14 protein-coding genes and 1 pseudogene are annotated in these 13,525 nt (G+C 66.8%); 10 read left to right on the plus strand and 5 right to left on the minus strand.

The genetic code is table 11. The features are described from left to right. Nucleotides 1–163 (plus strand): annotated as a pseudogene (locus QQZ13_RS06390) (IS256 family transposase); the annotation flags it as partial. Nucleotides 164–717: 554 nt separating this feature from the next. On the opposite strand, the gene QQZ13_RS06395 reads toward QQZ13_RS06390, so the two are convergent. From QQZ13_RS06395 to QQZ13_RS06405, 3 genes are all read right to left on the minus strand, one after another. Then, a complete protein-coding gene (locus tag QQZ13_RS06395) occupies nt 718–1,434 on the minus strand; it encodes a class II aldolase/adducin family protein (protein ID WP_062633823.1) in 717 nt (238 codons plus the stop codon). Between the two features lie 95 nt (nt 1,435–1,529). Then, on the minus strand, nt 1,530–2,735 hold the full coding sequence (locus QQZ13_RS06400) for a thiamine pyrophosphate-dependent enzyme (protein ID WP_062633824.1): 1,206 nt from the start codon (nt 2,733–2,735) through the stop codon (nt 1,530–1,532). Between the two features lie 273 nt (nt 2,736–3,008). Then, entirely contained in the window at nt 3,009–4,463 is a 1,455-nt protein-coding gene (locus tag QQZ13_RS06405; protein ID WP_062633835.1) for an aldehyde dehydrogenase family protein, read from the minus strand. Nucleotides 4,464–4,728: 265 nt separating this feature from the next. On the opposite strand from QQZ13_RS06405, the gene QQZ13_RS06410 reads away from it, so the two are divergent. Genes QQZ13_RS06410 through QQZ13_RS06435 form a run of 6 tightly spaced genes read left to right on the plus strand, consistent with a single transcriptional unit; the run spans nt 4,729 to nt 9,359 of the window. After that, nucleotides 4,729–6,171 (plus strand): Rieske 2Fe-2S domain-containing protein, encoded by a 1,443-nt coding sequence (locus QQZ13_RS06410; protein WP_228164524.1) that lies wholly within the window; start codon nt 4,729–4,731, stop codon nt 6,169–6,171. Then, a complete protein-coding gene (locus QQZ13_RS06415; protein WP_062633826.1) occupies nt 6,168–6,758 on the plus strand; it encodes a 3-phenylpropionate/cinnamic acid dioxygenase subunit beta in 591 nt (196 codons plus the stop codon). The genes QQZ13_RS06410 and QQZ13_RS06415 overlap by 4 nt, the downstream gene beginning before the upstream one ends. Then, on the plus strand, nt 6,755–7,099 hold the full coding sequence (locus tag QQZ13_RS06420; RefSeq protein ID WP_085603657.1) for a hypothetical protein: 345 nt from the start codon (nt 6,755–6,757) through the stop codon (nt 7,097–7,099). The genes QQZ13_RS06415 and QQZ13_RS06420 overlap by 4 nt, the downstream gene beginning before the upstream one ends. Continuing rightward, nucleotides 7,080–7,274 carry a ferredoxin gene (locus tag QQZ13_RS06425; RefSeq protein WP_062633830.1) on the plus strand — a complete coding sequence of 65 codons (195 nt, stop codon included), beginning with the start codon at nt 7,080–7,082 and terminating at the stop codon, nt 7,272–7,274. Before QQZ13_RS06420 ends, QQZ13_RS06425 begins: the two co-directional genes overlap by 20 nt. Nucleotides 7,275–7,284: 10 nt before the next feature. Then, entirely contained in the window at nt 7,285–8,523 is a 1,239-nt protein-coding gene (locus tag QQZ13_RS06430) for an NAD(P)/FAD-dependent oxidoreductase (RefSeq protein ID WP_062633832.1), read from the plus strand. Then, a complete protein-coding gene (locus tag QQZ13_RS06435) occupies nt 8,520–9,359 on the plus strand; it encodes an aldo/keto reductase (RefSeq protein WP_005050739.1) in 840 nt (279 codons plus the stop codon). The genes QQZ13_RS06430 and QQZ13_RS06435 overlap by 4 nt, the downstream gene beginning before the upstream one ends. Nucleotides 9,360–9,458: 99 nt before the next feature. Here the strand turns inward: QQZ13_RS06435 and QQZ13_RS06440 are convergent, their stop codons facing one another. Next, nucleotides 9,459–10,241 carry an IclR family transcriptional regulator gene (locus QQZ13_RS06440; RefSeq protein WP_039712028.1) on the minus strand — a complete coding sequence of 261 codons (783 nt, stop codon included), beginning with the start codon at nt 10,239–10,241 and terminating at the stop codon, nt 9,459–9,461. Nucleotides 10,242–10,375: 134 nt separating this feature from the next. Here QQZ13_RS06440 and QQZ13_RS06445 point away from each other — a divergent pair, with 134 nt between their 5' ends. Both QQZ13_RS06445 and QQZ13_RS06450 read left to right on the plus strand, forming a co-directional pair. Next, nucleotides 10,376–10,534, plus strand: coding sequence for a hypothetical protein (locus QQZ13_RS06445; RefSeq protein ID WP_284528259.1), 159 nt, complete (start codon nt 10,376–10,378; stop codon nt 10,532–10,534). A 604-nt stretch (nt 10,535–11,138) separates the two neighbouring features. Next, nucleotides 11,139–11,693 (plus strand): hypothetical protein, encoded by a 555-nt coding sequence (locus tag QQZ13_RS06450; RefSeq protein ID WP_005050743.1) that lies wholly within the window; start codon nt 11,139–11,141, stop codon nt 11,691–11,693. On the opposite strand, the gene QQZ13_RS16310 is transcribed toward QQZ13_RS06450, so the two are convergent. Further along, nucleotides 11,614–12,021 carry a hypothetical protein gene (locus QQZ13_RS16310; RefSeq protein WP_005050745.1) on the minus strand — a complete coding sequence of 136 codons (408 nt, stop codon included), beginning with the start codon at nt 12,019–12,021 and terminating at the stop codon, nt 11,614–11,616. The two genes, QQZ13_RS06450 and QQZ13_RS16310, sit on opposite strands and share 80 nt — an antisense overlap. A 205-nt stretch (nt 12,022–12,226) precedes the next feature. Here QQZ13_RS16310 and QQZ13_RS06455 point away from each other — a divergent pair, with 205 nt between their 5' ends. Next, nucleotides 12,227–13,477, plus strand: a complete 1,251-nt coding sequence (locus QQZ13_RS06455; RefSeq protein ID WP_082157161.1) for an Eco57I restriction-modification methylase domain-containing protein — start codon at nt 12,227–12,229, stop codon at nt 13,475–13,477. The last annotated feature ends 48 nt before the right edge of the window (nt 13,478–13,525 follow it).

Genomic DNA, 13,525 nt, shown 5'->3' on the forward strand with positions numbered 1-13,525 from the left:
CGCCGCCCTGCTCCGCCTGGCCGGCTCCGTCCTCGTCGAGCAACACGACGAATGGGAAGCCGCCGACCGCCGCTACTTCTCCGAAGCCTCCATGACCGAGCTCACCGCGACCACCCCCACCATCGACGAGGCGGTGATACTCCCCGAGATCACCGCCGCCTAAACTAACGACAGCTGATCATCGCAACGAAGCGAAAGACCACCACTCAAACGGACGCGGCCCTACCGGGAGTCGAAGGTCCGAGTCTCGGAACGGCACCGGCGCCAGGTTGTCGTCGAGATCACGTTCGCTTCCCCCCATGACCTCATCCGGTGGGAGGACAGTAAGGAGCGGCAGGCGCACCTGCAACAGGCCGTGCCGCTCACGATCGGGCAGGCCCGTCCACTGACTCCGGACGCCCTCACCGGTGCAATCCCGACGGCCGGTCCCGCGCGCCCGCGGTGGTGGACGGCGCGATAACGCTGCACCCGAGCGCCCCGCCGAGACGATCCGGCGGGGCGCTCCCGTGTCCACCCCCCGGCCCGTCAAATGTCCGACCCCCCCTACTACTGTTGTGTGTGTCAGATACACAACATGGCGCGAGCCGTTAGGCGCGGGCGGCGTGTGCCGGCATGCCGGACCGCCCCACCAGGGGCGAACGGCCGGCTTCGCCGACGCGATGACGCGCCGGCCGCGAGCGGGCGGATTTGCTCAGCGCGCCTGGAGGAGGCGCGCTTTCAGACGCTCTCCCCGCGCCTGGCGTTGGCTCTCCAGATCTCCCAGGCCCTCGTGAGCTGCCCGTTGTTGGATTCCGCGGCCGCGGCGCCCTCTTCTGCGGTGAGGGCGGTGTAGCCGCCGAGCTGACCGGCCGTCACCTGTGCTCGGGCGTTGAGGTCCGCGTAGACCGCGCGGGCGACCGCCTGCGGGATCGAGTCGCCCACGGCGACGAATCCGTGTCCTCGCATGAGTGCGACCGCCGCGCCCCCGAGGGTCGCAGCAAGGTCCGCGCCGAGCGAACCGCTGCGGATCAGCAGGTCGCTGGAGGACCCGACGCTGTCACGGATCTCGAAGACCGGGACCGCTTCGCCGAGGAAGCCCGCCATGTGCCACACCGCCTGCAGAGGCGTCCTGGAGATGCTGAAGGGCACCATCGACGCGGAGTGGCTGTGGACAACGGCCTGGACATCGGCGCGTGCCCGGTAGATCTCGCCGTGGATGAATCGTTCGAGATAGCTCGGTCTGTCGTCCGCGGTCGTCCCGTCCAATCCGATCACCTGAATGTCGTCGGGCGTGACGAGGCCGGGGGCCAGGTTTCTGGAGATGAGGAACCTGCTCGGGTCGTCGGGGTCACGGACGCTCACGTGGCCGAAAGCATCGAGGATGCCGTGGCGGACGAGAATGCGATTCGCATCGACGAGATCCTCTCGAACCCCTAGTCGATCACCAGTTGACATCCTTCATCGCTCCCTACTGCAGACGTACGTGTCGCTGTCAGCCCGAACACGCGGCTCACTCACCGTATACGGCGCTGTCACTCCTGCTCGACATCTCACGCGAACGCCTGCCCGAAGACCCGGACATCGCCCATCGCAGACGCGACCTGGATCAGCGTCGGCCCATCCTCGGCGAACGCGGCGGCGAACGCGCTCTCGAGCTCCTCCGGGTTGGACGCCCGCCAAGACTTCAGTCCCAGGCTTCGGGCGTACGATGCGTGGTCGATCGGGGGCCGGAAGGTCCAGCGCATCGCATCCTCTGCGCCGGGCTCTCCGAGCGAGCTGCCCATCGCTCCCGTCACGGTCGCGACGTCCCGCCAGCCCCCGTTGTCGAGGACGAGGTAGACGACCGGAACGTCGTACGCGGCAGCGGTGTGGATCGCTGTGGAGTTGAACATGAACCCGCCATCGCCGAGGACGGCGATCACTCGACGATCGGGACGAGCCATCTGGATGCCGACCGCCGCCGGCGCGCCCCAACCCTGAGCACTCGCCTTCCCCGAGAGGCCGAAATACGTCCACGGTGCGCCATAGTCGACGAGTGTGTCGATGAAGCCCTCCGCGGATCCGCACTGGTTGACGACGATCGTCTCGGAGCCGCCGAGGCGATGGATGAGGTCCGCGATGTGGGCCGCCGATACCGCGCCATCAGCCTCGCCGAGCAGGCGCGACCGCAAGGCTTCGCGGCCCGCTTCCCAGCGCTCTCTGAGCCCTCGCACCCGCCCGCCCGAGCTCACGGGTACCGCTCCGCCTTCAGCGAGGCGATCGGCGACCGCATCGAGCAGGCGCCCGGGGTGGCTGAGGATGCCGACCTGACCTGCGTACTGCCGGCGCAGAGCGAGCGGGTCCACGGTGACCTGCACCACGAGGCTGTCACCGAAATCCGGCAGGGGCATCGCCAGCCCCTCGGTGAGCTCGGCGCCGAGGAGGACGACGACGTCTGCGCCCTCCAGTGCAGGGCTCGATGCGGTCAGCTTGCCGACGTACCTCGGATTGGTGTTCGGGAAGGCGAGGTCGGCGCCCTTGATCTCCCCGAGCACGGACGCGTCCACCAGGTCGGAGAGCCTTTCCAGCGCGGCAATCGCACCGTACCGCGCGACCTCTGTCCCCACCACGATGACCGGACTGGCCGCCGTCCTGAGAATCTGGGCGAGACGCTCTACCGCATCCGGATCGAGCGCCTCATGCAGATACTCGGTCACCGGTCCCGGGGTGAACTCGATCTCCTCTTCCAGAAAGTCCATCGGAATGCCGAGGTGCACCGGACCGTAGGGAGGGGTGGAAGCGATCTGGAACGCTCGCTCGAGGAACTCCGGAAGCCGCTCCGCCCGGGGGATCTCAGCCGACCACTTCGTGTACTGCTGTGTCGCCTCTGTGATGGCCCGGGGAACGTTTTCGGCGCCCAGGCATCCCTGCAGGCGGCCTTCGCCTCGACGGGGTTTGCCCGAGGCTGACGGGAACAGCGCCTCCCAGCACCGCCGGCATGGATCGCGCCGCGCTTGCTGCGACGACGTACAGCGCGCAGCGCTGCCCCCCTACGAGAGCAGAACGGTCACGGTCTTCGTCTCGGTGTACGAGATCAGTTCGTCGAGGGACTCCTCGCGGCCGATCCCCGAAGCCTTCACCCCTCCGAACGGCAGTCCCCAGAAGTGCCGGCTGCCACTGTTGACGAGGATGTAGCCGGCCTCGATCTGCCGGGCGACGACGTGGGCGCGCGTGACGTCGCGCGTCCAGATGCTCGAGGTGAGCCCGTACTGGACGCCGTTGGCGATCCGTACGGCCTCCTCGTCGGCGTCGAAGGTGGTGACGGAGAGGACGGGGCCGAAGATCTCGTTCTGCTCGACGAACGACCCGGGGCTGACACCGGTGAGCAGCGTCGGCTCGACGAACCACCCCTCATCGAGGCCGGCGGGACGGCCGCCGCCCGTCGCCACGGTGGCACCCGCCTTCCTGCCTTCGGCGATGGCGCTGATGGACTTCTGGAACTGTGCCTCCGACACGAGCGGGCCCATGTCCACGGACGGGTCCAGCGGGTCTCCCACCCGGATCGCGGCCATGCGCTCGGCGACCCGGCCGATCACTTCGTCGGCCACCGAGGAGTGCACGAGCAGGCGGCTCGTCGAGCCGCAGCTCTGTCCGGCGACCCACGTGAAGTTCATACCCGCGACGGCACCGGCCGCAGCCGCCTCCAAATCGGCGTCGGCGAAGACGATCTGAGCGTTCTTTCCGCCCAGTTCGAGCGACACGTGCTTGACTCCGGTCTCGGCTGCATCCCGCTGGATCGATTGCCCCGTCGCGGTGGACCCGATGAAACCGATCCGGCGGACCTCGGGATGACGCACCAGCGCGCGTCCGGTCACCGCGCCGCGACCGCTGACGGTGATCAACAGATTGTCCGGGAGGATCCCGACCGCGAGCTCGGCCAGGCGCAACGAAGACAGCGGCGTCTGGTCCGGGGCCTTGAGGACCACGGCGTTGCCGGCGACGAGGGGCGCGGCGACCTTCGCCGCCGCGAAGAAGAAGGGATGGTTGAACGCACCGATACGCGCGACCACTCCGTAGGGCACCTGCATGGTGTAGTGGAGGTTCGTGCTCACCGGAATCGTCCGGCCACCGAGGTCGAGCGCCATGTCGGCGAAGATCTCCATGAGTTCCGCCGCCGCGTCCACATCGCCCCTCATCATCGAGAGGGTGAACCCGCCGTCCAGTGCGTCGAGAGTGGCGAGCTCCTCACGGTGCTCTCGGATCGTCGCAGCGAGTTGCCGGATCACGGCGGCCCGGGCTCGGGGCGGCATCGCGCCCCAGGCCGGCTGCGCAGCCTGCGCCGCCGCCACCGCGCGCCCGACCTCCTCCTCGGAGAGGTCGGGGGCGGAGGTCAGGGGACGCCCGGTCGTGGGGTTCTCGACCTCGTAGCGCGCGGCACTGGCCCACGGCTTGCCATCGAGAGTGACGGTCCATTCCCGGTCTGCGACATCGGTCGACGGGCTCATCATTGACTCCTCGTTTCCAGCAGAAGCGGTTTCTGTGTTCCAGAGGAGCATGCCCACCCTCTGGGACGGGAGGATGGTCCTCGCAGCCGCGACGCATCGCCTCCTCCTCCGAGCGCGGCCGCGAAGGCCTTCCTCGGGCCCACTTGACGTAAGGCGCGCGTGTGTGGCAGAATCAATTTCTGCACATCAGAAACTATGCCTCGGCCCGCTTCGACGTGCGACGTCGGAGCGGTGTCGAAGCATTACACTACGGATAGGCGCGACGATGAGCACTTCCAGCATGACGATCTACGACGAGATCCGTCGCGGAATGATACCGGCGTACATCTACAACGACGCGGAGATCTTCGCGCGCGAACGAAAGAACCTTTTCAGCCGCGCCTGGCTGTTCGTGGGCCACGAGTCCGAGATTCCTCAGGCCGGCGACTACGTCGTCCGGCGAATACTCGACGACTCGTTCATCATCGTCCGCGACGAGAAGGGTGAGATCCGCGCCCACTTCAACATGTGCCTGCATCGCGGCATGCAGGTCTGCCGGGCCGAGATGGGGAACGCCTCGCACTTCCGCTGCCCGTACCACGGGTGGTCCTACCGCAACGACGGACGCATCGTCGGACTCCCCTTCCACGAGGAGGCCTACGGCGGCGAGGCCGGGTTCAGCCGAAAGGGCGCACGGCTCCTGCCGGCGCCGAACCTCGGTATGTACAACGGCCTGATCTTCATCAGCATGGACCCGGATGCGCCGAGCCTCGAGGACTACATCGGCGACTTCAAGTTCTATCTCGACTACTACACCCGGCAGAGCCCCAGCGGCATCGAGCTCCGGGGCCCGCAGCGGTGGCGCGTCAAGGCGAACTGGAAGATCGGCGCCGAGAACTTCGCCGGCGACATGTACCACACGCCCCAGACGCACACCTCGGTCGTCGAGATCGGGCTGTTCCGCGAGCCGAAGGCCGAGAAGCGCAAGGACGGCAACACATACTGGGCCGGCAACGGAGGCGGCACGACCTACAAGCTCCCGCCGGGCACGCTCGAGGAGCGGCTGCGGTACGTCGGCTACCCGGACGAGATGGTCGAGCGGATGAAGGCGACCTGGTCTCAGGAGCAGCTCGATGTCATCGGCCGCGACGGGTTCATGATCTCCGCGGCCTCGCTCTTCCCGAACATGTCCTTCGTCCACAACTGGCCCAAGGTCGAGGAGGGTTCGGACGAGGACGTGCTCCCGTTCATCTCCATCCGGACGTGGCTTCCGATCAGCGAGGACGAGACCGAGGTGTACTCCTGGTTCGCGGTCGACGCTGAGGCTCCGGAGGAGTTCAAGGCACTGTCGTACAAGGCCTACCTGATGTGCTTCGGGTCGACGGGCATGTTCGAGCAGGACGACGTGGAGAACTGGGTCTCGCTCACGAACACGGCGAAGGGATCAATGGCGCGGCGCCTGCTCCTGAACAGCCGCATGGGCATCCTCAAGGATGGATCGCCGGTCGTCGAGCCGCTCGGCCCCGACCAGTTCGCCGGCCCCGGCGTCGCGCACGTGGGCTACGGCGAGTACAACCAGCGCCATCTGCTCCACCGCTGGGCGGACTACCTGGAGTCGGAGTACGAGGGCGTCGACTTCCGTGCCCTGTCGATCGGCGGCGAGCCGCCACTGGATGTCGAGCCCCGACCTGCGGGCATCACGAACAATGGTCAGAAGGTGGTCCGATGATCGAGGAGACCGGCAAGGCAGTTTCCGAAGTCTCCCGGCTTCGCAAGTCGTCAACCCTCGCCGACCGGGTGGGCTCGTCCCTGCCCTTCACGAGCGAGCTGCACGCCACGATCCATCGCTGGCTCGTCGAAGAGGCCTACACTCTCGACCAGCAGCGGTATGAGAGCTGGCTGGACATGCTGACGGAAGACATCCACTACGTCATGCCCGTCCGCGTGACCACCGCACTCGGCACGCCCTTCAGCACGTCCCCCGGGATGGCGCACTGGGACGAGAACAAGTACTCGCTCAGCCGGCGCGTCGCACGGTTCCTTACCGAGCATGCCTGGACCGAGGACCCTCCGTCCCGGCTGCGTCACTTCGTGACCAACGTGCGGGTGTTCGAGACCGACGTGCCCGGCGAGGTGCTCGCCGACTCCGCGATGCTGCTGTTCCGCAGCCGAGGAGACGTGAACGAGCCGTCGATCATCTCCGCCCACCGGGAGGATGTGTTCCGTGACGTCGGAGGCGAGTACAAGCTCGCGCGCCGCGTCATCCTCGTCGACGAGTCGGTGCTGCGCACCCAGAACCTGGCGATCTTCCTGTGACCCTGGAGTGGGAAGGCGCCGACGTCGATCGGGCCGCCGCGATCGCCGCCGCCGAGGAGCGCGCACGTTTGGTCGCGCGCACCGTCGGCGAGCCGCTCACGATCGCCAACGAGTTCTCTGAGATCACGGTGAGCCGGGTCGAGACCCGCAACGGGACGCGTCTGCTCATCGACTCTCCGAAATCCGGACAATGGATCGCACTCGACCCGCTCGAGCTGGAGGCGCTCACCTGGCAGACCGTCCAGACGTTCTCAGCGATGATCGGGTCGCCGTACGCGCCCGTGTTCCCCGACCCCGACCCATCATCAACGAGGAATGACCATGGCCACGGTGAAGGCTGACCTCTCCCTCTGCCAGGGCTACGCGAACTGCGTCGTGGCCGCGGGAGACTACTTCGACATCGACGACGACGGCAAGGTCGTGCTCTTGCAGCTCGAGGTGCCGGACGCGGAGCGCACTCGCGTCGAGGAAGCCGCCCGAAGCTGCCCGGTCTCGGCGCTGTCTGTCGAGGGTTGAGCCGATTCGCATGTCTCACGTCGTCGTCGTCGGTGCTTCCGTCGCCGGAGTCAAGCTCGTACAGAATCTTCGTTCGGAGGGGTTCACCGGCGCGATCACGCTGGTGGACCAGGAGAGCCATCCCCTCTACGACCGTCCCCCGCTGTCGAAGAAGTACCTCAGCGGCGCCGCATCCGACCCGGAGATCGCGCTGACGACGGCGGAAGCGCTCGAAGGCCTGCGGGTCGAGACCCGTTTCGGCGTCGCCGCGACCGAGCTGGATCCTGCCGGCAAGACGCTGACGCTCGCCGACGGCAGCGAGCTGACCTACGACATCCTCGTCATCGCGACGGGTGCCCGAGCTCGCCGAACCCCGTGGGCTTCCACTCCCGGCGTCCACGTGCTGCGTACCCGCGCCGATGCCGACGAGCTGCGCAAGGAGCTCGTTCCGGGCCGCCACCTCGCGGTGGTCGGCGCCGGATTCATCGGCGCCGAGGCGGCCGCCACAGCGCTTGCGGCCGGTGTCAAGGTCACCATCATCGAACCGATCGGTGCTCCGATGGGCCGGGCGATGAATATGGAAGTGGGCGGTATCTTCGCGGAGAAGTACCGCAGGGAGGGTGCTGAGCTACGCTTCGGCGTCTCCGTCGAGAACGTCGAGCGCACGGGTGACCGCGTCCAGGTCACGCTCACCGATGGCGCGACGCTGGATGTCGACGCTGTCCTGCTCGGTATCGGAGCGGTCGTCAACACGGAGTGGCTCGAGTCGTCGGGCCTCGCGCTGGATAACGGTGTCGTCTGCGAAGGCACGCTTGCCGCCGTCGGCGTCTCCCACGTGTATGCGATCGGCGACGTGGCACGATTCATGAACCGACGGCATCCCGACCCGATCCGGTTGGAGCACTGGACGAGCGCGACGGATCAGGCGCTGATTGTCGCGCATAACATCGCTCACCCGGATGACCTGCGCAGCTACGACCCGACGGAGTATGTGTGGAGCGACCAGTACGACTGGAAGATCCAGATCGTCGGGCATACCGGATCTGATCACTGGACGATGGTGGGCGACCCTGCGCAGGACCGCTTCGCCGTCGTGTACGGCGAGAGCCAAGGGCAGGCCGAAGGTGCCGTCATCGTGAACTGGCCGCGTGCCCTCGTCGACGCCCGCCGCTCGGTCGCCTCGCGAGCGAAGGCGGACGAGCTGATACATCGGCTGCGCGCCCTCCTCGAGCCCTCGAGCACGGCTCCGGCGAAGGCGGCCGCCCGATGAGAGCTGACGACACCACCCTCCCCCTCCTGCACGGTCACCGCATCCCGCGAATCGGGGTGGGCACGTGGCCACTCACGGGAGACGAGTGCGCAACGATGGTCGAGAAGGCGGTCGGCTACGGTTACCGCCTGTTCGATACGGCGTACAAGTACGCGAATGAGGAGGCCGTCGGTGCCGGTCTGCGTGCATCGGGCATCCCTCGTGACGAGGTCTTCATCACGAGCAAGTTCAACAAGGAGGACCACAGCGTCGAGGGAGTGCAGCGCGCGTACGACCGATCGCTGAAGACCCTTCGCGTCGACTACCTCGATCTGTTCCTGATCCATTGGCCGGTTCCGGCCCTCGACCGATACGTCGAAGCGTGGAAGGGTCTGGTGAGACTGCTCGAAGAGGGACGAGTGAAGGCGATCGGCGTCTCCAACTTCAAGTCTCACCACCTTCAGCGCGTCGTCGACGCGACCGGTGTCGTCCCCGACGTCGATCAGATCCAGCTCAGCGTCGACATCGCCCGTGTCGAACAGCGCAGCTTCCAGCGCGCTCACGGCATCCTGACCGAGGCGTGGAGCCCGCTCGGACGCGGAGGAGCCCTGCTGTCCGATCCCGCGGTGACCGCGATCGCGTCGAAGTATGACAAGTCGCCCGCACAGGTCCTACTGCGCTGGCACATCGAGGAAGGGATCGTTCCCGTCCCGCGCGCCGGCGATGAGAAGCATCTCGCGCAGAACATCGACGTCTTCGATTTCACGCTCAGCTCGGAGGATATGGCGACGCTGAGTGGGCTGGATCAAGGCGAAGAAGCCGCCCGCGACCCGGACGATCCGGCCAACGGGCACTGAGGCCCACGGCGGCGGGTCGGTCGCTCCCGCAGCCACGCTCATCAGCGGCGTGTTCGCGTGCGCAGCGCATCCATGGGCGCTACGACGACCCGGGCCGGTTCACCCCAACAGTTCGGCGAGGCGGATCGCGGCGTCCTGCAGTGACCGCGCTAGGGACTTGACCTTGCCCGGCGGTAACCGCTGCACGGGCGCGGAGGCGTTGATCGCCAGTCGCAGTCCCGACGAGACGTGGACCGGGACCGCGACGCTCGCCACGCCGTCCTCGCTTTCCTGCCGATTCACGGCATAACCGTCCAGTCGTGTCCGAACCAGTTCGGCGACGAGTTCGTCTCGGGAACGTATGGAGTTCGGTGTGACGATCTCGAGCTGCTCGTCCGGGTACAGCCGGAAGAGCTGCTCGTCGCTCAGCTCGGCAAGCAGCGCCTTGCCGGTCGAGGTGCAATGCGCCGGCAGGGTCTTGCCCAGTCTCGAAACCACGCGCACGGCCACATCGGGCTCGGCAACGGCGAGGAATCGGACATGGTTGCCCTCGAGCGTGCCCAGGTGGCAGGTCTCACCGAGGGCGGCGCTGAGGTCCTCGAGGATCGGCTGCGCCAGTCTCGGGACATCCATCCTGCGCAGCACCGAGAAGGCCACCGTCGTCAGCGCCGGGCCAGGGCCGTAAGCCTTGGTCACCGGGTTCTGCCGCACGAAGCCGCGCCATGCCAGCATCGCGAGAAGTCGGTGCGCGGTCGAGGTCGCCACCCCGAGGAGGGCACCGGCGTCCGTGAGCCGCAGCTCGTGCTCCTCACCCAGCAGCAGGATCAGCTTCAGCGCGTTGTCGACCGACTCGATCGGATACTGGGGTGGATCGCCCGGCGACCCGAGCTGTCGATTCTGCACGGCAGAAAGCTTACTTGCAACGTGGGCGCGCTCCTCCTGCACCGCGCGCTCCGATGCCGACCCGACAGGCGGGAGGATCGTCTCCGCGGTGCCACTGCAGCCCGTGCCACCCCACGCCGCCCGCGTGGCTCCCTGTGACGGCCCCGACGGCCCAGGCGCTCTACGGTCGGAGCAGGACCTTCAGGCTGCTGGACGCGTCGCGGGACTGCTCGAAGGCGGCGGCGGCATCGTCGAAGGCGAACTCGTGGGTCGCCAGCGGCGACAGATCGATCCCCTGGGCGTCGGACGCCTGACGATCGACTCGAGGACGGCCTCGTACTCGCGATGAGCGATGGCGAACGACTGCGGGTGCCACAACTGATAGATGTGTAAGCAGCGTTCCGGGTAGGAGTCCACTACCCGCCCCAACGGGATGTCTGCACGCGCGACGCAGCAGCGGAGGAACGCGTGGTGCGCCACCAGCCAGGCGCCCATGTCACCGACTGCCAGCGCCGCATCCATTAGCGTCCCGTACTCGCGCGAAGCGCCGATCTCGGAGCGCAGCATCCGTCCACCGTCCGGCGCGCGCCTAAGGACTCCAGCTGAAGCCGGACACCGTAGAGCTGGTCGACCTCTTCTACGTCCGGGTGATACACCGTCGCTCGGCGATGGTATCGGCCTCGTTTGAGCCTTTCTTCCCGCAGCAAGCGAAACGCCTCGTGCAAATGACCTCCCCGTCGATCCAGGTCTTTCAACTTTCCATCCTGCGTGAGGCGGCAGTGGCGGTGACACTCCACTGCTCGGAAGAGCACTATTTCGCGCTATTGATCCGGACCCCGATGGTCGGAAGCTGTTCAGTGCCGCGTCATCGGCGCAATACGCTGGGAGACGGGGCTTCCTCTGCCCCGGGAGGACACCATGCAACCAGATAACCTCACGGTCACGGCTCGGGTGGCGCGCACAGCCGTCCCCGGGCGGCTGGACGATCTCACCGAGTGGGCGCATGGTTTCACCGGCCGGGCCCAGTCGTTCCCCGGCTACCGGGAGTCGAAGGTCCGAGTCTCGGAACGGCACCGGCGCCAGGTTGTCGTCGAGATCACGTTCGCTTCCCCCCATGACCTCATCCGGTGGGAGGACAGTAAGGAGCGGCAGGCGCACCTGCAACAGGCCGTGCCGCTCACGATCGGGCAGGCCCGTCCACTGACTCCGGACGCCCTCACCGGTGCAATCCCGACGGCCGGTCCCGCGCGCCCGCGGTGGTGGACGGCGATTTTAGTGTGGATCGCGCTGGTACCGCCTGCCATGTTCAACGCCTACTTCATCGCTCCGCTCCTGACCGGCCTGCCGCCGTACCTCCAGATCCTATGTACGACGCCACTGACCGTCGCGTGCGTCATCTGGGTGATGTTGCCTCTATTGCACGCGCTCGAGGAGAGCATCCGCCACTGGCTCGCGTGGCGGCGCGGGCGCTGAGCGTCTGCCCCATTAGGCGCTGTCGCGGCGGGCAAAGCCCTCTCCGCTCCCTCTTGTCAATCTTGCCTACCTTGGTGAGGGGCATGTCGTCGACGGCGATCAGCCGCTCGGGGTGCTTATGCTTAGCCACCCCGGCGGACTCCATGGCGGCGCGGATCCGTTCGAGCCCGAGCGGGCCGCCCTCCTTGAGACTCACGTAGACGCATACCCGCTCGCTGAACACGGGGTCGAGCATCGCGACGGCGGCCGCTAGATCGAAGCTGTCATAGCGGTAGACGAGGTCCTCCACCTCTTCGCACGAAATCTTCTCGCTGCCTCGGTTGATCATGTCGAGATGTAGCCATCCTCGGTGAAGGACCGCGCGTTCGTCTCAGGTGCGCGGTAGCATCCGCGCGGGGTGTAGCGGATCGGTTTCCTGCTCGAGCATAGATCGACGGCTCATCAGATGCCTCCAGAGTTCTTTTCGTCGGTTATGTCGGTGTGGTGATCAGCGGCGGCGCTGGCGCTTGCCGCCCCAGAACGCGCGGACTGCCATGGTGATCGCTTCGTCTTTGGTGAGGCGATCACCACGGGCCGCGGCTTCGTCGCGTGCCTGGTTGATGTACTCGAAGACGTCCGGAGGTAGTCGGAAGGTCGCGGGGTGTTTTTCGATGCGCTGGACATTGTACGGGCCGCGCTTCTTGCCGGTGCGGGGCGACGTGTCACACCCCAATCAGGGCGGCTTCGACGTCGTCATCGGCAACCCACCCTACGTCAACCGGCGCGAGCTCAGCTACCGCATCACCGGCTTCGAGACAGACAACGTCGACGACATCTACGCCTCCTGCTGCGAGCGCTCGGCGCAGATCACGCGCCCGGATGGCCGGCTCAGCCTGATCGTTCCCATCCGCAGCCAGTTCGCCGATCGCGACGAGTCACTGCGGAAGTTCTACGAGCGGCGGTTCGATGCGATCTGGGTGAGCACCTTCCAGGAACGCCCGGCTGCCCTGTTCCAGGTGAAGGTGCGCAGCACGATCATCACCGCCGCCGGGTATGGCAGCGTCTCCGAGCTGCACACGACGCTCACCCACAGCTGGATCGAGGCGTTCCGTCCGCATCTGATGGCGACACTGCGGTATTCGCTTCGGCCCGCCGGCTCGCGGACCCCGAACTGGATGCGCGCCAGCAGCGACGCGATGTTCGAGCTGATCGACACGCTGCTTGCGAAGGGCACGATCTCCTCGACGCCGCTTGTCCGTGTGAGCGACTACTCCGTCGGTTTCAAGAAGACCGCCACGTACTTCCTGAGCACGTACACGGTGCCGCCGGTCACCTACGACAAGACCACGCACGCCACGGTGCCCCTCAACGAGGGGAAGCTGTTCGTTCAGAACCGGAAGGACCAGCTCGCGGCCAGCGCGATCGCGGCGTCGCGGCTGGCGTTCCTGTGGTGGACGTTCACGGGCGACTGCTTCAACGTCACCAAGGGCACGATGTCGCAGATCCCATTCTCCCCGCACGCTTACGGGCAGGACACGTTCGATGCTCTGGTGGAGCTCGGCGAGAGGATCGAGGAGGCGCTGCCGGCCGTGCGCTCCTGGGATCTCAACTCCGGGAAGTACGTGGGCGGGTACGCGATCCCCGAACTGCGTCATCTCACCGGTCAGGCCGACGAGATCATGCTGGAGGCGATCGGCCGCATCGATCTGCTGCCGGAGATCCAGTACGCCCACGCCCGGATGTACAAGAGCACCGGGATTTCCGCGACGACACTGCGAAAGTTGCCGTTCGAGGTCGAGGTGTGACGCGCGACATCCGCACGGGTCCTTTGCCCTCGAGCGACTGCGATCGTT

It is taken from the genome of Microbacterium sp. T2.11-28 (genome assembly GCF_950097975.1).
Taxonomy (GTDB): Bacteria; Actinomycetota; Actinomycetes; order Actinomycetales; family Microbacteriaceae; genus Microbacterium.

What these genes read in the sequence shown, in the direction of transcription:
- QQZ13_RS06395 (WP_062633823.1), bottom strand. Translation starts at nt 1,434, where the DNA reads ATGTCAACTGGTGATCGACTAGGGGTTCGAGAGGATCTCGTCGATGCG.
- QQZ13_RS06405 (WP_062633835.1), bottom strand. Translation starts at nt 4,463, where the DNA reads ATGAGCCCGTCGACCGATGTCGCAGACCGGGAATGGACCGTCACTCTC.
- QQZ13_RS06410 (WP_228164524.1), top strand. Translation starts at nt 4,729, where the DNA reads ATGAGCACTTCCAGCATGACGATCTACGACGAGATCCGTCGCGGAATG.
- QQZ13_RS06415 (WP_062633826.1), top strand. Translation starts at nt 6,168, where the DNA reads ATGATCGAGGAGACCGGCAAGGCAGTTTCCGAAGTCTCCCGGCTTCGC.
- QQZ13_RS06425 (WP_062633830.1), top strand. Translation starts at nt 7,080, where the DNA reads ATGGCCACGGTGAAGGCTGACCTCTCCCTCTGCCAGGGCTACGCGAAC.
- QQZ13_RS06430 (WP_062633832.1), top strand. Translation starts at nt 7,285, where the DNA reads ATGTCTCACGTCGTCGTCGTCGGTGCTTCCGTCGCCGGAGTCAAGCTC.
- QQZ13_RS06435 (WP_005050739.1), top strand. Translation starts at nt 8,520, where the DNA reads ATGAGAGCTGACGACACCACCCTCCCCCTCCTGCACGGTCACCGCATC.
- QQZ13_RS06450 (WP_005050743.1), top strand. Translation starts at nt 11,139, where the DNA reads ATGCAACCAGATAACCTCACGGTCACGGCTCGGGTGGCGCGCACAGCC.
- QQZ13_RS16310 (WP_005050745.1), bottom strand. Translation starts at nt 12,021, where the DNA reads ATGATCAACCGAGGCAGCGAGAAGATTTCGTGCGAAGAGGTGGAGGAC.
- QQZ13_RS06455 (WP_082157161.1), top strand. Translation starts at nt 12,227, where the DNA reads ATGGTGATCGCTTCGTCTTTGGTGAGGCGATCACCACGGGCCGCGGCT.